The 20,571-nt window shown below is 65.6% G+C and carries 14 protein-coding genes; 7 read left to right on the top strand and 7 right to left on the bottom strand.

Features of this window, described 5'->3' with window-relative positions; translation table 11 throughout:
- From C2L80_RS09515 to C2L80_RS09505, 3 genes are all read right to left on the bottom strand, one after another.
- Nucleotides 1-793 (bottom strand): DmsC/YnfH family molybdoenzyme membrane anchor subunit (locus C2L80_RS09515; protein WP_103263097.1); only part of this gene is annotated, 793 nt, incomplete at its 3' end.
- Nucleotides 793-1,476 (bottom strand): 4Fe-4S dicluster domain-containing protein, encoded by a 684-nt coding sequence (locus C2L80_RS09510; RefSeq protein ID WP_087197595.1) that lies wholly within the window; start codon nt 1,474-1,476, stop codon nt 793-795. The genes C2L80_RS09510 and C2L80_RS09515, both read right to left, overlap by 1 nt.
- On the bottom strand, nt 1,477-4,446 hold the full coding sequence (locus C2L80_RS09505; RefSeq protein WP_092197295.1) for a molybdopterin-containing oxidoreductase family protein: 2,970 nt from the start codon (nt 4,444-4,446) through the stop codon (nt 1,477-1,479).
- A 266-nt stretch (nt 4,447-4,712) separates the two neighbouring features.
- Between C2L80_RS09505 and C2L80_RS09500 the strand changes: the two genes are divergently transcribed.
- The gene (locus C2L80_RS09500; protein WP_087197591.1) at nt 4,713-6,209 is read left to right on the top strand and encodes a helix-turn-helix transcriptional regulator; all 1,497 of its coding nucleotides are present in this window, start codon (nt 4,713-4,715) and stop codon (nt 6,207-6,209) included.
- A 400-nt stretch (nt 6,210-6,609) separates the two neighbouring features.
- Here the strand turns inward: C2L80_RS09500 and C2L80_RS09495 are convergent, their stop codons facing one another.
- Nucleotides 6,610-7,794, bottom strand: coding sequence for a 4Fe-4S binding protein (locus C2L80_RS09495; protein ID WP_087197589.1), 1,185 nt, complete (start codon nt 7,792-7,794; stop codon nt 6,610-6,612).
- Nucleotides 7,795-7,832: 38 nt separating this feature from the next.
- Nucleotides 7,833-8,567, bottom strand: a complete 735-nt coding sequence (locus tag C2L80_RS09490) for a hypothetical protein (protein ID WP_129589934.1) — start codon at nt 8,565-8,567, stop codon at nt 7,833-7,835.
- Nucleotides 8,568-9,093: 526 nt separating this feature from the next.
- Between C2L80_RS09490 and C2L80_RS09485 the strand changes: the two genes are divergently transcribed.
- The 5 genes from C2L80_RS09485 to C2L80_RS09465 all read left to right on the top strand — a co-directional run bounded on the left by C2L80_RS09485 (nt 9,094) and on the right by C2L80_RS09465 (nt 14,552).
- A complete protein-coding gene (locus C2L80_RS09485; RefSeq protein ID WP_092197304.1) occupies nt 9,094-9,960 on the top strand; it encodes a hypothetical protein in 867 nt (288 codons plus the stop codon).
- 2 nt (nt 9,961-9,962) lie between these two features.
- Nucleotides 9,963-10,715 carry a TorD/DmsD family molecular chaperone gene (locus C2L80_RS09480; protein WP_087197583.1) on the top strand — a complete coding sequence of 251 codons (753 nt, stop codon included), beginning with the start codon at nt 9,963-9,965 and terminating at the stop codon, nt 10,713-10,715.
- Between the two features lie 5 nt (nt 10,716-10,720).
- Nucleotides 10,721-11,371 carry a 4Fe-4S dicluster domain-containing protein gene (locus tag C2L80_RS09475; protein ID WP_087197581.1) on the top strand — a complete coding sequence of 217 codons (651 nt, stop codon included), beginning with the start codon at nt 10,721-10,723 and terminating at the stop codon, nt 11,369-11,371.
- A gap of 9 nt (nt 11,372-11,380) precedes the next feature.
- On the top strand, nt 11,381-12,463 hold the full coding sequence (locus C2L80_RS09470; RefSeq protein ID WP_087197579.1) for a 4Fe-4S binding protein: 1,083 nt from the start codon (nt 11,381-11,383) through the stop codon (nt 12,461-12,463).
- A gap of 220 nt (nt 12,464-12,683) precedes the next feature.
- The gene (locus C2L80_RS09465) at nt 12,684-14,552 is read left to right on the top strand and encodes a UvrD-helicase domain-containing protein (protein ID WP_103263096.1); all 1,869 of its coding nucleotides are present in this window, start codon (nt 12,684-12,686) and stop codon (nt 14,550-14,552) included.
- A gap of 1,029 nt (nt 14,553-15,581) precedes the next feature.
- Here C2L80_RS09465 and C2L80_RS09460 read toward each other — a convergent pair.
- Nucleotides 15,582-17,432, bottom strand: coding sequence for an FAD-dependent oxidoreductase (locus C2L80_RS09460; protein ID WP_087197576.1), 1,851 nt, complete (start codon nt 17,430-17,432; stop codon nt 15,582-15,584).
- 209 nt (nt 17,433-17,641) lie between these two features.
- On the opposite strand from C2L80_RS09460, the gene C2L80_RS09455 reads away from it, so the two are divergent.
- Nucleotides 17,642-18,817, top strand: coding sequence for a radical SAM protein (locus C2L80_RS09455; protein ID WP_087197574.1), 1,176 nt, complete (start codon nt 17,642-17,644; stop codon nt 18,815-18,817).
- Here the strand turns inward: C2L80_RS09455 and C2L80_RS09450 are convergent.
- The gene (locus tag C2L80_RS09450) at nt 18,814-20,328 is read right to left on the bottom strand and encodes a helix-turn-helix transcriptional regulator (protein ID WP_157941057.1); all 1,515 of its coding nucleotides are present in this window, start codon (nt 20,326-20,328) and stop codon (nt 18,814-18,816) included. The genes C2L80_RS09455 and C2L80_RS09450 overlap by 4 nt on opposite strands.
- Nucleotides 20,329-20,571: the final 243 nt, after the last annotated feature.

Here is a 20,571-nt window from a genome sequence, read left to right as displayed (position 1 = left end):
CTATCGCGACCGGGCCCCACACCTTCCAGTTGCCGGACCTTTTGCCCATGAGGGCGGCGGCAAGCGGCAGGATCCCGCCGACGGCCACCGCGCCGGCCCACAGGAGCGGCGCCTGGGCGGCCACGGCCGAGGCCGCGTCGGCCATGCCGGCGGTGGGGCGCGTCGGGTCGAAGTAGTAGCCGACCTCGGCGAAGGAGCCGCCGGAGGCCTGCAGGAAGGCGGCGAAGGCCACGGCCGCCGCGAGGCCGACCGCGGCGCCGGCGAGGGCCGGCGGGCCGATCGGCGCGAGGTCGTCGCCCACCGCGGCCATGACGAGCGCCATGGTGCAGGGCCCGAGCGCGCACGCGTTGCCGAGCACGTAGAGGATCCAGAGCGCCGAGTCCCACGCGGGGCGGGCGGCTATCGTGTAGAAGTGGGCCATGGCGGCCACCAGGACGGCGCACACCGCGACCGCCGCCCAGCAGAGCCACTTGGGAGCGGTGGCCCCGTCGTCGCTCCTGCGCATCGCCGCCAGGTAGGCGACGGCCACGACCGCCAGAACCACGATCGCGACGAACTCCTGGGTGATGCCGGACGTGAGGTGCCCGAACCCGTTGAAGATCCTCTCCCAGTGCTCGAGGTGGAAGAACACCGCCACGCCGCCGACGGCCAGAAGCGCGGCCGAGGCGACCCACGCCGGCAGCTGGGACCTCTTCGCGTGCCCGCCGGTAGCCAGGAGCGCCTGCGTCCCGAACAGGCCCGCGCTCCACGCCACGAACGTGGTGAACAGGATCAAAGGCCATTGCAGCTCCATCACTCATCCCCTCCTTGCCATTTCTCGTTTCGCAGGATGTACACGAACGACGGCTTGTTGCCCACGTCGGGCAGGTGATACACCTCGTCCTCGGAGTACGGCTTCACCGGATACTCCCAGCCTTCGCCCGTGCAATCGCCCAGCTTCACGCGGGCCTTCGCCTGCGCGTCGTACGACCGATCGGACGTGTCGCACGCAGGAGCCTCGAAGCTTTCTATTCCCTGCTCCAAATCGCCGAAGAACCGCGCGCGGCCGCCGCACTGGGCCACGCACTGGGGCAACTCCCCCTGGGCGATCTTCTGCTCGCAGAGGGTGCACTTCTCCACCACGCCCTCCTCCTCGTTGAGGTAGCGCACGCCGTAGGGGCACGCCATGGCGCAGAACTGGCAGCCGATGCACTTGGACTTGTCGATCTGCACGGTGCCGTCGGCGGCGATGTGGCTCGCCTCGGTGGGGCACACGTGCACGCACTCGGGGTTCTCGCAGTGCTGGCACTGCACCGTCAGGAAGTACGTGTACACGTCGGGCCATTGGCCGCCTTCGGTGCGGGGGTTCGGCCCCACGCGCAGCACCTTGTTCCAATACGAACCGACCGGCACGTTGTTGATCACCTTGCAGCTGATCGAGCAGGCCAGGCATCCGACGCACTTGTTGAGGTCGGTCAGAATCGCATATCGGGTCATTTACGCCTCACCCCTCGCAGACTCGTAGTCGGGCATCCAGTCCTTCAGGCGCGGATCGTCGCACGTGTGGATGATCTCGGTGCCGTCGTCGCCGCAGGGAACGGGATTGCCGAACGGCGAGTTCTCCGGCGTGGCCTTGTACACCTTCACGCCGTAGGCGCGCAGGTTCGACGACCCGCAGATACGATCCTGCGCATGGCGGTCGATCAGGCAGTTCACGCCAGACAGCTTGAAGCCGTGATCGACTTGCGACAGCTCCGGATACCACCACTGATGCTCGGCGTTCACCACGCCGGGGGCGATGCCGTAGTACAGATCCACCACTTCGCGGATCTTGTGCTGGTCAGTCTCGATCCACACCCAGTCGCCCTGCTCGAGGCCCAAACGCTCGGCATCGACCGGGTTCATCTCCAAACGCGGCACCGGCCAAAGCTCTCGGCACCACGGCAGCTGACGGTGCTCGGAGTGGAAGTAGGTGCCCTGGCGACGACCCGTCGTCATGAGGAACGAGTTGTCGTCGGCGAACAGATCGGGATCCTTCACCGGCCCGTGGGGCGCCTCCCAGTACTTCGGGAACACCTCGTCGGGCGTGAACTCCTCGTCCGTGTAACACACCTTCTCGGGCTTGCCGTCGTTGGCCACGCCATTCACCAGCCACGACTCCAGAACCGTCGACCAGATCTCCTGCTTGTGCGTGGTGGTGTTCCACCCTTGGCGCTGCACCGGCGTGGGAGGGAACCCGCCGCTGATGTGGCCGTTGCCAATCTGGTAGCGCCGGTACGTGCCCCAATCCTCGGGCTTCTCCACCTTGGAGTCGAACCAGCCCTTCTCTTGGAACTCGGCCTTGTAGTCCTCCCAATCGAGGATGCGGAAGTTCGCCAGACCGATCTCGTTGCAGTGCTTCACCGCCTCGTCGCCCTCGAGCCACTTCGCGCCGTGCGTCGCCTCGTCGAAGTACGGCACGCCCGCCGCCTTGAAGATGCCCACGACGATCTCCAGGTCGTTCTTCGCCTCTCCCGGCGGGTCGACCGCCTTGACCGTGGCGCCGAACGCGCCCGACGACCCCTGGCTCTTGCGAATGCAGTCGAGCTCCAGCCAGTGCGCGGCCGGCATGACCACGTCGGCCACCATGTCCACGCACGGCGTGTGCCACAGGTCGATGGAGCACCAGAAGTCCAGCTTCATCAGCTGCTCGACGGCGAACAGCGAGTTCGACTGGTTCATGAAGTCGCCCGTCTGCCCGATGCCGCACGTCACGTTGTAGGGCTGCCCGCTTTCGATGGCGTCGTAGATGCTCGTCGCGTCGGCCCAGCCAGGACCGCAGTCCGAGCCGATCATCGGGAAGTTCTCGCTGCCGAGGATCTTGCTCGAATCGTAGGCGGGTATCTCCTTGGAGTCGGGGTTGCACATGGCCAGGTCGAAGTACGGCCAGCCCGGAGTGGACCCGCGCATGCCGCCCGGAACGTCCATGTTGCCCGTGATGCCGCACACCAAATCGCACGCACGCTGGTTCTGCACGGAGTTGCACGCGTGCTCCGGCGCCAGCATGTACTGGATGCCGCCGTTGCCGTAGCCCGTCGAGGGGTCGATGCGCGTCGCGTAGATGATGGCCGCCTCGCGCAGGGTGTCTGCAGCAACGCCGCTGATCTCCTCCACCTTCTCAGGCGTGTAGTCCTGCAAAAAGTCGATGTAGCGCTCCCACACCGTACGCACGTGCACTACAGTGCCGTCTTTAAGCGTGATCTCGCGGCCGCCCTCCTCGGTGAACAGCGCTGGGTACAGGCCGTCGGGGAAGGGCACGTAGTCCAGCACGAACCCCTGTTCCTGGCCCGCCTCGTCCAAGCCGGCCTGCTGGGGCACGAACCCTTCGGTGGCGGGCGTCCAATCCTCGCCCTCCCAGCCGGGGTTGTCGGCGGTGGTGTCGTAGTAGCTCAAGTTCCCGGTCAGCTCGTTGATCACCATGAAGCGCCCGTCCGAGCCGCCCTCCTTGATGTCCGACTCCTTCAGCAGACGCGTCACGATGCTCGCCGACTGCTCAGCAGATGAGCACGGCGTGGGCTGGAAGCTCTCCTCCTCAACCACGAGCATCGGCGCGTTCATCCACTTGCGCACGTACAGATCGTCGATGAGGTCGTTCTCGATGATCACCTGGGCCCAGCAGTTCGCCACGGCGCCGTCGGTGCCGGGACGCAGGTTCACCCAGATGTCGGCCTCCTTGCCCAGGTTCGTCTGGCGCGGGTCGACGATGATGTGCTTGTCGGCGCGCGTCGCCACCTCGACGGTCATGCGGCACGAGTCGTCGTAGTTCGACAGCTCGGACGCGCCGCCCCACTGCACGAACACCCGCGGACGGCCCACGACCTCCATCCAGCTGTACGCGTTCGACGCGTTGAGCGTGGTCGCGTAGAAGCGCGGGCCTTTGCAGATCTCGTTCGCCTGGATGCCGTTCGGAGAGCCGAAGCACTGTTTGAAAGCCCCGTAGGGCGCCATCGACCAGATGCGCGACGTGCCGCCCATGAAGATGCACGTCTCCTTGCCGTACTTCTCCTGGTTGGCGTGGATGCCGTCGGCCGTCAGCTGGTACGCCTCGTCCCAGGTGATGCGCTCCCACGCGGGATCCTCGCCCTTCGGCCTCGTGCGCTTCAGGGGATAGCGCAGCCGGTCGGGATGGTAGGCCGCCTGAAGCGACGCCTGCCCTTTCGCGCAGTGGTTGCCAGCCGACTGGAACGCGCTCTCGTCGCCCTCCGTCTTCACGACCTTTCCGTCTTGCACGGTCACCCACACGCCGCACTCCATCTTGCCGCATCCGCGGCAGCACGAGCGAATGCGCTTGACCTCTCCCGCGCTCGCCGACGCGGCGTCGCTCTGCTCGGCCAGAGCCTGCCCCGCCGTCGCCGTCGCGCCCAGCGCGGCGGCCGTCACCGCCGCGACTTTCGCGAACGTGCGGCGCGTCATGGACAATCTGCCCATTCCTCCTCCTCTCGTCGTCGTGCCAAGATGGGTCAACCATAGGCGGCGGGCGCAGAGCGCGAATCGGTTTCAGAGCGCATTTCCTCCCTTTTCCCCATCATGCGATGAGCACGATGCCGTCTGATCAGGCACAACGGTCAGCCCTGCGAGAAAAACCCTTACGAAGATCGTAATCGGAGGGATCGGAACGGCTCTTTCGGCGTTACAATAGGCAGGGGAAACGCGAGCACGTTCGCTCGCCCGGCAGAAGCGCAGGGGGAACGCTTATGCGCAGCACGCACGACCATCACGCATCCACATCGCCCGCTCGGCCCTCGGTCGCCGAGCTCACTGTCGGAGCGGCGCTCGCCTGCACCATGGCATGGGTCTCCATGAGCTTCAAAAGCATGGGCCTCTTCGCACGCTATGGGCACGGAGAATCGCTGCTCGACACCACGTATCTCGTCTCCATCATCGCCGTGTCGCTCACGCTGCTTGCGGCAAGCGCGTTCGACCGGAGGACGGAGGCCCTCCTCGAGCATCGCGCCACGCGCTTCGTCCTGCCCCTCGGCGTGGCCGCCTCCACGCTTCTCATGCCCCTCGCCGGAATCCCCGGCATCGCGGGCGCGTCCTGCGGATACGCGGCCGGCGCGCTGTCGGGAATGTTCTCCGGCCTGTTCCTCTTCGAGTTCGGCATGGCGTTCAGCCTCATGACCACGCGCAGCATCGTCGTCGGAGCGGCTACGGGCAGTATCCTGTCGACGCTCTTGTTCGCTCTGTTTTTGCTGTTCCAGCCGTTCGAGGCCTGCGTGTTCGCCGCCAGCATGCCGCTTATCGCGGGGATGCTGCTCGCCAGCGGGATGAAGGGCGTCCAGCTGGTCGACCAAGAGCCCCCCCCCCGATGCGTCCAAGAGCCCTCGCAAGACCCCCAGGAGCATGACGAGTGGCGCCGCCTCGTGACGAAGCTCTCGCTGGCTTCGTTTTTGGTGGGCTTCGCCAACGAGGCCACGCGCACGCTGTACGTGCAGATGGGCGTCGCGAACAGCAGCGGAGCCTCGTACGCGTTCATCCAGGCCATCGCGGCGTTCGTGGCAACCTCCGGCATCGTGGCCATCGCGCTGGCCCTCCTCGGCTCGAAAACCGAGCACATGGCGAAAAACGCCTACCACGCCCTTGTCGTGCTGCTCATGGCGGGCACGCTGCTGCTCCCCCTCCCCCTCGTCTACCCGCACGTCAGCGTTCACATCCCCTACGCGGTGAACGCCGCCAGCTACACGTGCTTCGGCATGTTCATGTGGATCATCGTCGCCGGTGTGTGCGGACGCTATCGGCACGCGAAGGTGCGCACGTTCGGCATCGTGCGTGCCGCCTGGGCCTTGGGGCCGCTGCTCGGCTTGCTGCTCGGGCGTTTCGTACTGCATCGCGCGGGACTGTCGGTCGAGACGGCGTTTCCCGTCATGCTGTTGGCGGCCGCGGTTCTGCTTCTGGCAAGCAATGCGGTGTTCACCGAATCCGACCTGGTCAAAGCCATGGATATCATTCCGCTCGCCCGCAAGCGGCGCTTTCGCGCGAAGTGCATGCGGGTCATAGAGCGCTACGGCCTCTCGGAGCGCGAAGGCGAGATCATGATCATGCTCGCGAAGGGCCGCAATCTGCCGTACGTGCAGGAGCACCTGTACCTCTCGAGAAGCACCGTCTCCACCCACCGCCAGCACATCTACCAAAAACTCGAGATACACTCCCAGCAAGAGCTCATGAACCTGGTCGAACGCGCCGAGGAGTGAGGGGCACGAACGCAAGGGCGTGCTGCGCAGAGCGGCACGGAGGAGCGAGGTGCCGCGGGAGCGCACAGGGACGACAGGGATGACAGAGACGATAGGAACGATGCGGACGACGCCCTACCCGGCAAGCCACGCAGGCGCCGAAACCGCCTCGATGCCGTCTGCCGTCAGCTCTTCGCTGTACGGGTCGAGCGTGACCACCAGGCGGGAAAACGCGTCGTCCAAGATGGCCCCCTGCCGCCGAAAATGAATTTCGTAAAATGCATTTGTATCAGTAAACACCTGTTTTGACTTTTACGAAATGCAAAACTGACAGGAAGCGGACACCGCGCAATCCGGGGATGCCACGAGGGGGAAACAGTGCGGCGCGGGCATCGCGTGCCGCGATGCCCGCGCGCGGTCCTTACCGCTCGTACACCTGGTCGCAGCCCAACAGGTCGCGCATGGAGTGCCATATCTGGTGAGGGTTGCCCGGCGGGTTCTTCATGGGCTTCATCTCGTAGCGCTCCTTCGCGCCGCTCAGCAGATCGACCGCGAACACCTCGTCCGACAGCCACAGCGCGTCCGACGGGCAGATGTCGGTGCAGCAGCGGCACTTCACGCAGAGGCTCGGGCTGTGCTCCACCCCGAACGAGCCGTCAGCCTCTTTGAACTTGGCAATCGCTCCCGTCGGGCAGAACGTCGCGCACATCTGGCACGACGTGCATTCCTCCCGCTCGATGACCACATGCCCCCACAGGCGCGTGTCGATCATCACGTCCTCGGGCTCGCCGAGCGCGCGCAGCGATTCGAGCAGCCTTTCGCGCCGATCGGGGACGAAGTGCGGCAGCGTGCCGTCCTTCATCACCTTCACGTACTTGGGCTCGGGCTGCTCCTCCACGCCGAGCGCCTCCTTCACCGCGAAGTCCGTCGTCACGGCGGCGGCGCTTTTCGCCTCGTCGCGCACGCTGGAGAAGAACCCGCGCCGGCTCGCATCGTAGCCCTCGTCGCCCGCCAAGCGCGCGACGGACGGGAACTTCTCCACCACGTCGGCGCGCATCGGCGCGTGCCAGGTTTCCAGCAGCGTGTTCGCCGTGTCGCATACAAGCCGCGCCGTCTCCACGCCCACGGCATGCGCGCACTGCTCGCACTTCGCGCGCACGAGGCTCACATGCCGCGCATCCGCGGCGGCCAACGCGACGAGCAGGCTTTCCTCCACGCGGCCCAAGCACGTCACGCCCACCACCTTCCCGGGGTCGTAGCGGCCCTGCGCAGCGGCAAGGATCTGCTCGCATGAGACGATCACCTCGCCGTCGGCCTTGGCGCACGCGCTCAAGCACGACTGGAGAAGCTCGGCATCGTTGGGCCTGAGCGCCTCGAGCGCGCAGGTGGGGCACACGGTGGCGCAGGTGCCGCACCCGATGCACGCGTCCGGCTCGATGACAAGCTCGTTGTCCTCGTAGGACAGGCACCCCGACGTGCACGCGTCCGCGCACCGCGTGCACGTGACGTTGCGGTTGCGCACGACGGCGCAGCGGTTCTGATGCACGGAGATGTCCGCGCTCTGCAGTTTTTCAAGAAGCCCGAAGATGCTCGTCATCCCAGACATGTTCACACCCCTTCCCAGGCGCCTTGTGCAAGCGAACGCTACGAGAGGAACGCCGCCGCGCCGGAATCGAACTCGCGCACGCCGCCGTCAGCGGCCTCGATGCCCCACACCGTGTAGTCGACAGCGAACTTCGGCTCCTCGATGGACGGGACCTCGGCGGCTTCGGCTGTCTCAGCGGCTTCGACGGCCTCGACGATCTCGACGTCGCCGTCTGCCGCGTCGTCGCCCGATGCGGCGTCGGCCTTCGTCGCGGCCGCAGCCTCGAGCTCGGCCAGAGCCAGGGCGCGCTGGCGCTCCAACGACGCGAGGGAGGGGATGCGCACGCAGACAGGCGGCTCGTCGCCGAACGCGCCCTCGCCCATGAGGTCGCGCACGCGCTCCACCCAGCCCACCGCCTCTTCGGGAATGGACGAATCGTCGGCCGTCTTCACCGCGACGAGGGCGTTGTCGCCGAACTCCAGCTCGACCCACGCGTACTCGAGCGCGGGCTCGCCCTGCCTACGGCTCACCTTGGCGGCGGCCACGATGGTGGAGGACACCTTGTAGAACATGTTGCGCAGCCAGGTGGGCATCATCCCCGACCACAGCTTTTCAGCGTCCGGGTAGCTCTTGTCCCAGTACGGCCGGTGCAGCCGGATGCGGAAGCGCATGACGTTTCGAGCCGGCCCCTCGCCCGGCTCATGCGTCGCCACCGTCGTAGGCGCAACGTAGGAATACGAACGTTTGATTCCAGCGATCACCTCGTCGGAACACGTTCTCTCGTCTAAGTCCATCTGCAAAATCAATGAGGGTCGAACCAAAGCGGCCATAGAAGTTACCTTCCTCCACTCGTTCTCCCCAAACCCCACTGCGCAGTATCGTCCAAGCGCCGCCCCTTGTCAACAAAACTTCGCGCCGTGCCGCCGCCGAAGGGCTCGGCGACACTTCAGCAACCCCCCGGCTGCCACAGCCCTGCTTCCCGCCCGTGCCCACGAACCCCGCGAACCGAGAAGCGGACCCATGGCCCATCCTCGCGGCCTTGCGCCTTGCGACCCCCTTTGCGGCCCCCGAACTTCACCCCCGCCTCCTCGCGGGCGGCGATCGCAGCGGCAATCGCCGACAACCGACGTAACGCGAACCGAAACGCGGACGCTTGACAGGTTCGCGTCCCGCGCCTATCATGCGGTGTCGGGGAGTCTGCCACCGTGCGAGAGGCGCGGGACGCGGACATTGTTTGCAAAAGCGAGAGCCTCAGGGGTGAGGTTCACGATGCCGTGCGCATCGCGACAATGCAAACGATGTCTGACGAGGGGGCGGAGCATGACTCACGATTCCACGAAATTCAATCTCTCACCCAGCGACGAGCTCGACGAGTTCGACCCGTTGGCAGACGGTGCCGACGACGAGGACGCGGACGCCGCCGACGGGCTTGCCGCCGCGCCCGGCTCCGCAGAAGGGGCGCTCGCGCACGCAAGCGACAACGGTCGCCCCGCCCCCGCGGACGAGCGACCGGCCGAGGAGCGCACCGCCGACCTGCTCGCGTCCATGGCGCCGCGGCGCAAGGTGCTGCTCTCCATCTTGGCGCACTGCTTCGAGCCGCGCCCCGTCGCGCAGGTGAACGCGCTCGTCGACGAGCTGCAGCAGAACAACTTCTCGGTGTACAGCGCCGCCAACCTCTGCGCTTTGCTGGAGAAGGCGGGGGCGCTCGAGCGCGTCACCGCCGACGGCCAGCCCGCAGACGACGTCGAATCGGAGCCCCGCGTGGTGGTGGTCGACGGCGTGGAATACCTCGAAGCCGGCGACCCCGTCGAGGTGTGCTGGCTCGCCACCGATGCCGGACGCGCCGCAGTCGAGGCCGACAAGCCCCTCGAACGCCTGCGCGACCTGCTCGATCACGATGCCGCCTACCTGCCCATCTACAAGCGCATCCTCGCGCTGTGCGCGGCCGAGGGCGGAGCGAAGACCCCCGACATCAACGCCGCCGTCGACAACGACCTCCTCGTGCAGAAGCCGCGCTTTTACGCCCCCCATTTCGTCGACAAGCTCGAGAAGTGCGACGCACTCGCTTGGCAGAAAGCCTGGGTGGTGACCGAAGTGGGACGAGCGGGGCTTGAGATGCTGGCCGACGTCGTCGACAAGCCCGCAAACGGCACGAAAACCCCCGCAACCGCAGACGAGAAGGAGTAGACATGGCCGAAGCACGCACCCCCGAAACCGTCGAGGCCACCGGTGCCGCCGACAAGGCCGCAGACGCCGCCGACGAGGCGACGATGGAAGACTTCATCCAGCTCAACAAGCAGCGCGCGGCCACGTACGGTCTGCTCTCGCGCCTGTACCGCGTCGAGATCGACGAGGAGCTGCTCGAAGAGCTGCGCGGCATGCGCTTCCCCGCCAAAACGGGCAGCGACGAGGTGGACGCCGGCTACCGCCTCATCGCCCAGTACCTGAGCAACGCCTGGGACAACAGCGTCACCGACCTCGCCGTCGATTACGTGCGCACCTTCATCGGGCACGGCGTGGACGCGTTCTCGGCCGCCTACCCGTTCGAAAGCGTCTACACCTCCGAGAAGCGCCTGCTCATGCAGGAGGCGCGCGACGAGGTGCTGGCCATCTACCGCGCGGCGGGCCTCGACAAGCAGGACAGCTGGAAGGAGGGCGAGGACCACATCGCGCTCGAGCTGGAGTTCGAGCAGATCCTTGCGAACCGCACGGTCGAAGCGCTTGAGCGAGGCGACGAAGACGAGGCGTTCTCGCTGCTCACCACCCAGAAGAACTTCCTTGACGACCATCTGGCCGCCTGGGCGCCCATGATGACGTCGGACATGAGGCGCTTTGCGAAAACCGACCTGTACCGCGGCCTCGCGCACCTCACCGACGGCTTTTTGAGCACGGATCGCGCGTTTCTCGCTGACGTTTTGGCCGACAACGACGAAAAGCGGTGATACCCATGGCCGACAACGCGCAGAAAGGCGAGAAAACCTACGCTGGCATGACGAGGCGCACCCTGTGCTTGGGCGCGGGCGGCGCAGCCGTGATGCTGGGGCTCGGCGGCCTCAAATACGCCGGATCGCAGTCGATCATCCGCCCGCCGGGAGGCCAAGACGAAACACGGCTCATTTCGGCGTGCATCCGCTGCGAGAAGTGCTACGAGATCTGCCCGCGCGACGTCATCGCCCCCGCGCACATCGAGGACGGCGTGCTGAACATGCGCACGCCCACGTTCGACTTCTCCGCGAACTGGTGCGACTGGTGCGTCGAGGAGAACGGCGGGGAGCCTTTGTGCGTGAAGGCCTGCCCCACCGAGGCGCTCAAGCTGCCCGACGGGGCCACGGCCGAAAGCACCATCATCGGCAAGGCCGTCATCAACACGGACTGGTGCTTGGCGTACAAGCTCATCGGCTGCCGGTTCTGCTACGACGCCTGCCCGTACGAGGCCATGGAGCTTGACGAGAACAACCGGCCCGTGGTCCTCACGGACACATGCAACGGATGCGGCGCGTGCGAGAGTGTGTGCGTGTCGCTGCAGAACGGCTCGATCTCCGAAGGCGCGACCGCGCGCGCGATCGTCGTGCATCCGCTCGACGAGGTGGAAGGGTAAGGGATACGCATGAAGAAGAACTCGAAAACGCTGCGCACCCTCACCGCTGCGGCCGTCATCGTCGTCATCGCTGTCGGGTTCGTCACGAACCTCGGCATCGGCACCATCTCGGCGCCGGGCATCTGGGACATCTCGATCCTCTGCCCGCTCGGCGCGCTCGGCACCATGCTGGCCTCGAAGATGATGGTGCCGCGCGCCGTCGTCTCGCTCGTGATCATGGCGCTGCTCATCGTTTTGTTCGCACGGGCGTTCTGCGGCTGGATGTGCCCCGTGCCGCTCGTGCAGAGGCTGCGCGGGCTGTTCGCGAAGAAGCCGTCCGAAGGAGCACGGGCCTCCGCAGCGGACGCTGGCACCGTTGCAGCGAGCGCGGGCGACGCCGACGCTGCCGCAGCGGGCGCTGGCGACGCGCAGGTCAAAGCCGAGGCGAAGCCCCTGACCGACGCCGAGCGTTCGGCGCTTGCCGCATCCTGCGGCGCAAGCGGCGCCGGATGCGCCTCGTGCGCCGCGAAACGGGGGGCCGCCCTCGACGCGCGGCACTTCGTGCTGGGCGGCGCGCTCGTCTCGACGTTCGCGTTCGGCTTCCCGGTGTTCTGCCTCGTGTGCCCCATCGGGCTGACCTTCGCGACCATCCTTCTGGTCATCAATCTGTTCGCTCACGGAGACGTCACCTGGTCGCTCATCGCAGTGCCGGCGCTGCTCGCCGTGGAAGTGCTCGTGTTCAGGAAGTGGTGCCACAAGCTGTGCCCGCTCTCGGCGTTCATGAGCCTCATCGCGAAGGCCAACAAGACGTTCGTGCCCACCATCGACGACGCGAAGTGCCTTGAAACGGCGAAGGGCGCGACGTGCGGCCTGTGCGGGCGCGCGTGCGACGAGGGCATCGACCCGCGCCACCCGCAGCTGTCCAAGGCGTCGTGGAGCGAGTGCACGAAATGCCGCGCGTGCGTGGACGCGTGCCCGACCAGCGCCATCACCATGCCGCTTCTGCCGAAGAAGCGCCTCGGGACGCCTGGCTCCCCCGTTGCCGCGTCGGGCATCGAGGACGGCATCAACGCCAAAGCCGCTGAAGCCGAGATCGAGGCCGTGAAACCGTAAAGCCCCTCCCGCCTGCGGCCGCAGCTGCAGCGGCCGCAGGCTTCCAACCGCTCGCGCGACCGAGCGGCTCCCGGCAGAAGGCGGCTTGGCAAGGGCTTGGGGGCAAGCCGCTTTCTGCCGGGAGACGGCGCCTTCTCCCCTCCCTCCCAAAAACGAAAGGCACCGTCTTCCGCATCGTCGCGCACCCGATTCCGAGCATCCGACCGGGAAGGATCGCCTTATGACATACGAACCCACCGCGCTTGAAGCCGTCCGCATCGTCGGCGGCGTCGGCACCGGAAAGACCGAACGCCTCGTCGAGCGGGCCGCCGACCTCGCCTTGGCCGACGGTCCGCGCAGCGTCGCCGCGTTCTGCGCCACGCCGCTCGCGGCTCGCGCGTTCGCCGCGCGGCTGCGCGAGCGCCTCGGAGATGCGGCCGACGACGTGCTCGTCACCACCCCGCGCGCGTTCGCACTCGAAGTGCTGGACGACAACGAGGCCCGCGCCTCCACAGGCCGCGATCCGCGCCTTCTGACCGCAGTCGAGGAGAAATTCCTGCTCGAGGATTTGAAGGTGAGCGGCATCAGGCCGAAGCGGCTGCGCGAGATGCTCAAGTTCTTCTACCGTTCCTGGACCGAGCTCGCAGACGACGATCCCGACTGGCTCCTTCCCGGCGAGGAAGCCGAGCTCCATGCGCTGCTCAAGGAGAGCCTGGGGTTCATGCGCGCTGTCATAGAGCCCGAAGCGGCGAACCTCGCAGTCAACCACCTGCGCGAGAGCGAGGCCGCGCGCTCGGCGCATCGCTTCGCGCACGTGGTCGTGGACGATGCGCACTGCCTGAGCCGCGCCTCGCAGCTGCTGGCCGAGCTGGCAGCGAGCACGTCCATCGCCATGGCGGGCGACGCCGACGCGTGCGTGCGGGCGTTCGATTCCTACCCCTACGCAGCCGGCCTCGACGAGTTCGCCGAGCGCCATCCGAAGGCGCGTCTCGTGCAGCTGGACGCATACCTTCGCAGCAAGGTGACGGCGCGAGCTGCGGAGAACGTGCTGGCCGATCCCGCGTTCGAAGGGCACGCGCTCGCCGCCTCAGACGGGGCCGAGGAAGGCGCTCTTGCCGTGCTGGCCAGCGACGACCCTGCCGACGAGTTCGAGCGCGCAGCCGCCCACCTCGCCGACGCGGCGCGCGCGGGCGTGCCGGCGTCCCACATGGCGGTCGCCGTGCCGAACGACGTATGGGCGCGCAACATGGTTGCCGCGCTCGAAGCGCGCGGGCTGCGTGCCGAAGCGCTGCCGGCCCGCCAACCGCTCGGGGGCGACGCGCGCATCCTCGAGCGCTGCCTCCCCGCGCGCGTGCTGACGGCGCTCAACCTGGTGGCAGACCCGAACGATGCCACGGCCTGGCGCTGCTGGTGCGGCTTCGGCGACCATCTGCTGAACAGCGCCGCGTTCGCCAGCCTGCGCAAGCAAGGACTCTCGCTCGCGGAAGCGCTCGCAGCTGTGGACAGCGGGGCCGCGCCGCACGCCGTGGGCATGCAGCGCGTGGCGGATGCGCGGCGCGAGGGGCTTGAGCTGGCGGCGCGGGCAGACGGGCTCTCGGGCCGTTCGCTCCTCGACGAGATCACGCGGCTGGTGTCCGACGGGGCCGAAACCTCGGCACCGAGCGTGGTGGCGCGGCTCTGCCTGGCCGACGGCGAGGCCGACGACGCCGCCTCGATGGCGAGGCGCGCCCGTGAGCGCCTGACGATGCCCACGCTCTCAGACGGCGATGCCGTGGCCGTCGTCCCGTACGATTTGGCGGTCGGGCTCTCGCCCGATACGCTCGTAATCGCCGGGTTCGTGAACGGGTTCATTCCCTGCCGCGATTACTTCGACACCACGGTGACGACGCTCGACAAGCAGGAGAAGATGCACGCCGCCGATGCGCGGCGCATTTACGCGCTCGTCGGAAAGGCCGAACGTGTGCTCGCGCTTTCGCACTTCGCCTCCACCGACCTCGAGACGGCCGGCGCGCTGAAGCTCAAGATCGACCGCATCAGGCTACGCGACGGCGTGCGCACGTGCTCCATCGCCCCAAGCGACTTCCTGACCGCGATCGTCGGCGAGGCGTAAGGGCCCGCCGCTCTCGAGGAAGCGCGACACGAGGGGCCTGACGCCGAAAACGGCTCAGACCCCTGGACACTCCGCGAAACGCGAGACACAGAGAAGAGCCGCTTCGCGAGCCCTCGACCGCCGCCGACGTCGGGGGCGCGACTCCGGCGCGGGCGGTGCGGCTCCAACTCGGCAGCCCGACCTCGATGCCGATGGATCGAGAACCCCGCAGCGGTACCCTGTCGGCCCATCCTTCGCTTCGCTGAGAGAGTTTCACATTCCGGCATCCCAAGAGGGTTTGGGGCAAAGAACGCCCCGTCGGGCCGCACCTGTCAGAGATTGTTCGGGAAGCCCAAGCTCATTCGTCCGAACAGGTTTCCCAATCCGAACCCGAGGACGATCCGCAGAGCATCGAGCCGCATTGATCCCGATCCGACAGAGATCGGCAACGTTCGTGGCGGGTTTTGACGGAAAACCGCGATCTCCGAGGGCCGGTGCCTCGCCATCCGCATCGATCCGATCCGTTTCCCCTGTTCGCAGGCAAACCCTCGCGCTTTCTCCCGCAAGTGACGTCCTTGCGACCATGGATTTCCGTCAAAACCTGCCACGAAACCGGCCTGTTTCTGCCAAACCAGGATTGACGCGAACTATGTTCGCCAATCCTCGAGCCGGACTTCCCCTGATCGGGCGCTGCGGAAGCCCCTCCCCCCGTCCAGCGGGCGGGCCTTCCGACGACCTTCGCCGGATCGAGGCACGGAAATAAGCAGCTTCCCTCGCGGAGAAGCGAGGAGATCGCGTCGGCCTGACTCGGCAGAAACGTCGAAATCCGAGGACACCCCCTCGCCTCGACAAGTACGCAAGGTGACGAAAGCGGAAGCAAGCGAACCGCGGAGATGGAGGAGACAGAGGGACGGAAAGCTGCCTGCAAGCCATTCCACCGGCAGCTGAAAGAATGCGCTTCGCGCAAGGGAGCCGCCGTCCGGAGGGGAAGGACGGCGGCTTGAAAAGGGAAACGCGGGAAATGGGAGAAGGCGTGAAGCGAGATGAGCCCTACTTTCCGCCCAGATACTCGCCCACCATGTAGCCGGATGTCTGAGCGAAGCCGATAGACACTCCGTTGATGGGAGATGTGTACTGAAGCGGGAAGCGCCCACCCATGCAGTTGCCGGCCGCAAACAGACCCTCGATGGGCGTGAACGTCTTTTGCGCGCGCACTTGCCCATGACGGTCGCAGAACATGCCCGTAAGCGTAACCAAGCCCCCGGCCATATTGCCATCCGTGGGGAACGGGATGGCGAAGTAAGGCGGCTCGAGTTTGTTCAAAACCTCGACTGGTTTGCCGTAGTCGGTGTCAACGCCCTGCTCGCACATCTCGTTGTAACGCTCGACACTGGCCACAAACTGCTCGGCCGCCTCGCCCTCGTAGCCGCAATATCCGGCGAGCGTCGCCAGGTCGTTCGAGCAGTAACAGGTGAACGCCCCATGCTCGGCCTCGGAGGTCTGAAAGCCTTCGGGGCCCGAATCGGCGTGATCGGCCGTGAAGTCGTTATCCCAATGCGCTGCTCCGAAGTGGCCTTCCTGATCGTCCCACCACTTCACGTTGAGATGCCCGATGGGCATGCGGTTCACCGTGGCACGCCAGTTGGAATCGAACACGCTCACGAACCCCGCCTCGTGACGCGCACCTGGAATGCCCGCGATGAACGATGTGGAGAACGCCTCGTTGGAATAGCGGTAGCCGTCTTTGTCGAGCAAAAGCACGTGGGTGCCCTGCCATGGCCCCATAGGGCTCACGTTCGCGCCGCCCATGGCCGCTCGCGGACCGATCTCGAATTCGCCGCCAGCCCAATACATCATTTTCTGGCCCATGCCGTCTTGACCCATGCCCGAAAAGCCGTCCGACTCGGGATTCAGGTCGCTGATCTCGGTGAGCAGCTCGCCGCACATCGTAGTGTTCGTTGACATGTCGCCCGTGCACACCACCACGCCGATGCTGGCATTGAGCTGAATCTGCCCGTCATCGCCCTCGACGATGGCTCCGGAAACCCGCTCACCATCCTTCACCAGATACACAGCCTCGTGTCCCCAGAGCATCTCCATGCCATCGTTTTCGACGGCGGCCTGTATGGCGTTGTAGTTCACCTGGGTGATGCCGGCATAAGTTGCCCCTTCAAGCTCGGCTTGATGATTCGCAGCTCCAGGCCAGCTGTAAAAGCTTCCCAGCTGAGGCGTCCACTCGTCGGGAATATCGTCCCACGTTTCGCAGATGGGATCGTAGCCGGGAGTGAACGACAAGTGCCAGTCGAACACCTCGCCCGAGTGATGGCAGAAGTACGACAGGATGTCGGGCTCGGCACGATTGCCGGAATTGAGCTGCCAGTTGTTGAAGAACACCATCGGATCGACTTCAGGCACGCCATGGCTTTTTTGCCATTCGGAGTTGATATGGCCATTCTCGTTTCCGAGGTTCTGATAGTTTTCCTCTTTCTGCTTTTCTACGAGCACGACCTTCTTGCCCATCTCAGCCGCCTTGTGCGCGCACGCCACGCCGGCATGTCCGGCACCCAGCACCACGACATCAAAGTCCCGTGTTTCCTTGGGCTCGAAGCTATCGATACCCGGATCGGTGCGCCACTCGGGATCGGCGGTGCCTCCGCCCATCGCAGGACCGGCCGCCCCGCCTCCTCCACCGCCAGCGGCTTCGGAGCCGCCCGCCGCTTCATCCGCAGCCCCAGACGACGCGGTCGCGTCCGTCGAGCCCGACGTTGCAGGAGCGCAGCCCGCCAGTCCCAGCATGGTCAAGGCGCCGGTAGCTCCAGCACCCACCAGAAAGCTGCGTCGAGACAGCGTGCCGCTCTCAAGCCCCTCTGCCGCGCATGCCCAATCGTTCTCTTCGCGCATTGCATCCTCCTTACCCGCAGCCGCCCTCGGGATCCTTCCCCCAAGCCGCACGACTGCGAACCTTGGCTTCATGCTAGGGTCTAAAACCCATCTGGAAATCCCCCAACCTGCGTGAATAAGCCTACTTACCGCACTTTGCAGTAGGCGATCGGCGCGTCGTACGAGTATCATCAAAGCCACGAAGCGCCAACGAACCCGATGGAGCCACCATGAACGAACTGCACATCGACATCGTCTTTCCCTTTTGCCCGCGTCACTGCGATTATTGCGATGCGCTTACGCACACGGGCCGCGTTTCCGACTTCGAGCGCTATGCGAACGCGCTTGAGCGGGAGCTGCGCGCCGTCGCCGCAGACACGCAAGGCCGAACGGTAACCTCGGTGCGATTTTCCGGAGGATCGCCCGTGCTGCTGCCAAGCCGCTCGACGGCGCGCATCTTGGAAACGCTGCGAAGCGCTTACGACGTAGCCCCCGATGCGGACATAGCGCTCGAAGCAACCTGCGCCGGCCTGAGCTTCGACGCGCTCGGCCGCTATCGCGAGGCCGGCATACGCTTTTTGGAACTGGGGCAAGAAACGTTCGACGGCCCCCAGCACGACGCGCTCGGCCTGTGCTACCCGATGAACAGCTTCATCGACGCGCGCAAGCTGTTGGGGTTTTGCAAGTGGGATGCCTACGGCATGAGCCTTTTGTACGGGTTGCCCGGACAAAACGCAGTGAACCTGGCAACCTCGGTGACAAACGCCGTCGATTTCGGCTGTCAGGAGATATCGCTCGCACCGCTGCGCCTACGCCCTGGCAGCGCGCTCAAAGACAAATACGGATCCGACCCCAGTCGATTCGCCGCATCCCCGCGCAAAGCGTGGCCCACCGACGACGATCGTCGCGTGCTTCGGACAGCCGCCATCGCCCAGTTGGAAAAACGAGGTTACGCACGCCTCACGCAGCACCTGCTCAGCCGCAACAGCACCCTGCGCGCAAGCCAAAGAGCCCGCTGCGATGACATCGATCGGCTCGGCGTGGGCGTAGGAGCCTGGTCGCGCCTGGGAGACGGCCTCTATCGCACCACCACCAAACTTGCACGCTACATAGAACACGCCGACGACCCTTCGGCTACCGTCGACGCCGTCGCGCACCTCTCGAGCGAAAGCGCTTCGCGCCGATTCGCCGCTGCGCGCCTGTTCTCATGCGAGGGAATTTCCGCAGCCGATCACGAACGCCGCTTCGGCACGCCCCTTCCGCGAGAGGTGATCGAGCGACTTTGCAACTTGGAGGAGCGCGCATGGGCAGTCTACGACTCCGGCAGACGCCGATGGACCCTCACCGACGAAGGAGGCTTTCACTACGAGAAAGTGGTCAACATGCTGTCGGAAGAAGACGCCTAGAACGCTTTCAGGAGCGCCAACAACTCGTCGCGTGAATGGGTGTCCGTTTTCAGGTAGATGTTTCGCTGGTGCGTGCGCACCGTGTAGGGAGAAAGCACCAGAAGCTCCGACGCATAGGCTACCGAGTACCCTTCGGCGAAAATGGCCAGCAATTCCTGCTCGCGAGGAGTGAGGCTGTATTCGGAGCAGAAGCGCTCGAACCGTTCTCGATCAGCTGCAGCGGTTGCACAGAAGCCGTCCTGCACCTCATCCGAAAGCCCGATCGGATGCTCGGTCGCCGACAAAGCGCCCTCTGCGGCGTTCTCTGCGCAAGCCCCGCGCGTCGACAGGAGCAACGGAAATAGCTGCACTATCAACAACACGCCCAGCAAAACGACCACGGCCACGTTCACCACCTGCACAGGACCGAGCCCAGCCAACGCCATAACAGTGCCCTGCAACACCACCGCAGCGGTCTGCCACGAAACGAGCATCCACGCAAACGACCGAACGGCCCCTGCCTTTCGCGTAGACAACGCTGCGAGCCACGAGTAGGAGAGAAGCAGCGCGCCAATGAATTTCGCCGCTGTAAGCGACACAAAGGTTCCCGCTTGAAGCGTGACGTTGACCAGGCAAAGCGATAAAACGAGTGCGATGATCACCACGAGGCGCTGATAGGACAAAAGAGGTTCGTCTCCCTCGCCGCGCGCAAAAGCCGCCCCCGCTACGACGAGCGCACCCGCAACCCCGAGAGCGCAGGCGACCAGCACGTTGTTGGCGACATAGCCTTCGGCAAGACGATCGTGGTCGAGCACGGGATCGGCCCCAACTGCTTGGATGCAGCCCATCACCGCCCCCGATAGCAGGCAAAACGCAAACGGCGATGCGGCAAGACGCGCCAAGCGCGATGCCGACGCAAAGGCGACGGCAAACGGAGGCTTCGCCTTGGGAACGGCTTCGGAAACGGACTCATCTTCGACAGGATGCGCGCAAAGACCAAGACGGCGCGCAACGATGCGGTGCATTGCAACCGAAAGCGCCGGCAACGACACAAGCGCCGCAATGCCGACGATGGGCTGCAGCGCCAAAAACGCAAGATCGAGCAACGCCGCGCACGCAAACGCCAGCGCCAACACGACCACGTGGAACGAGCGTTTGCACCGTCCGATCAGCACGAACCAGAGAAACAGCGTCGAAGCGCCCAAGAACCCGCGCGCAACAAGCAGCCCCATCCGAACAGCGAAAACCGAGACGGACAAAGGGGCAAGCGTGAGCGCATATACAACCGCAAGCGCAGCGCATGCAATGGCGTACAATCCAGAGCCGCATAAACGCCCCGCGAAGCGCTTCGGTATGCATCCGACCAAAACCAATGCCGCCAGCGTCCCTCCCGTCGAGACGAACGTCGGCAGCGCGTCGGCCTGCGCGCCCAAGGAGGCCAACTCGGATGACCTCATGGCCACCGTTTCCAAAGACGATCCCGCGCCCCAGAACACCAGGCAGCACGCCAAGCCGAACGCAGTCGCCATCATCAACGACGGATCCTCGGACACAACAGCCCGAACGGTGTTTCGCACTGCTGTTCGTATGCGACGGCGACCCTTTGGCACGCACGCCCTCCCCACCCCATCGAGTTTTCTGACCGGCATTATAACCGATACCGCAAACAGACCGTTGTACGCGCTCAAGATCGACGGCGTCAAGCTGACAGAACGGGTCTTCCTCCTATCTACCCACACCATATCGACGATTCTCCGACAACCAGATTTGCGCTG

Source organism: Rubneribacter badeniensis (assembly GCF_002899695.1).
Taxonomy (GTDB): Bacteria; Actinomycetota; Coriobacteriia; order Coriobacteriales; family Eggerthellaceae; genus Rubneribacter; species Rubneribacter badeniensis.
The sequence above is the reverse complement of the archived record's forward strand: the minus strand, read 5'-3'. Positions and strand labels throughout refer to the sequence as shown.

Bases quoted from the DNA above. Each gene is read 5' to 3' on its own strand.
- C2L80_RS09510 (WP_087197595.1), bottom strand. From the start codon at position 1,476: ATGACCCGATATGCGATTCTGACCGACCTCAACAAGTGCGTCGGATGC.
- C2L80_RS09505 (WP_092197295.1), bottom strand. From the start codon at position 4,446: ATGGGCAGATTGTCCATGACGCGCCGCACGTTCGCGAAAGTCGCGGCG.
- C2L80_RS09500 (WP_087197591.1), top strand. From the start codon at position 4,713: ATGCGCAGCACGCACGACCATCACGCATCCACATCGCCCGCTCGGCCC.
- C2L80_RS09495 (WP_087197589.1), bottom strand. From the start codon at position 7,794: ATGTCTGGGATGACGAGCATCTTCGGGCTTCTTGAAAAACTGCAGAGC.
- C2L80_RS09490 (WP_129589934.1), bottom strand. From the start codon at position 8,567: ATGGACTTAGACGAGAGAACGTGTTCCGACGAGGTGATCGCTGGAATC.
- C2L80_RS09485 (WP_092197304.1), top strand. From the start codon at position 9,094: ATGACTCACGATTCCACGAAATTCAATCTCTCACCCAGCGACGAGCTC.
- C2L80_RS09480 (WP_087197583.1), top strand. From the start codon at position 9,963: ATGGCCGAAGCACGCACCCCCGAAACCGTCGAGGCCACCGGTGCCGCC.
- C2L80_RS09475 (WP_087197581.1), top strand. From the start codon at position 10,721: ATGGCCGACAACGCGCAGAAAGGCGAGAAAACCTACGCTGGCATGACG.
- C2L80_RS09470 (WP_087197579.1), top strand. From the start codon at position 11,381: ATGAAGAAGAACTCGAAAACGCTGCGCACCCTCACCGCTGCGGCCGTC.
- C2L80_RS09465 (WP_103263096.1), top strand. From the start codon at position 12,684: ATGACATACGAACCCACCGCGCTTGAAGCCGTCCGCATCGTCGGCGGC.
- C2L80_RS09460 (WP_087197576.1), bottom strand. From the start codon at position 17,432: ATGCGCGAAGAGAACGATTGGGCATGCGCGGCAGAGGGGCTTGAGAGC.
- C2L80_RS09455 (WP_087197574.1), top strand. From the start codon at position 17,642: ATGAACGAACTGCACATCGACATCGTCTTTCCCTTTTGCCCGCGTCAC.
- C2L80_RS09450 (WP_157941057.1), bottom strand. From the start codon at position 20,328: ATGATGGCGACTGCGTTCGGCTTGGCGTGCTGCCTGGTGTTCTGGGGC.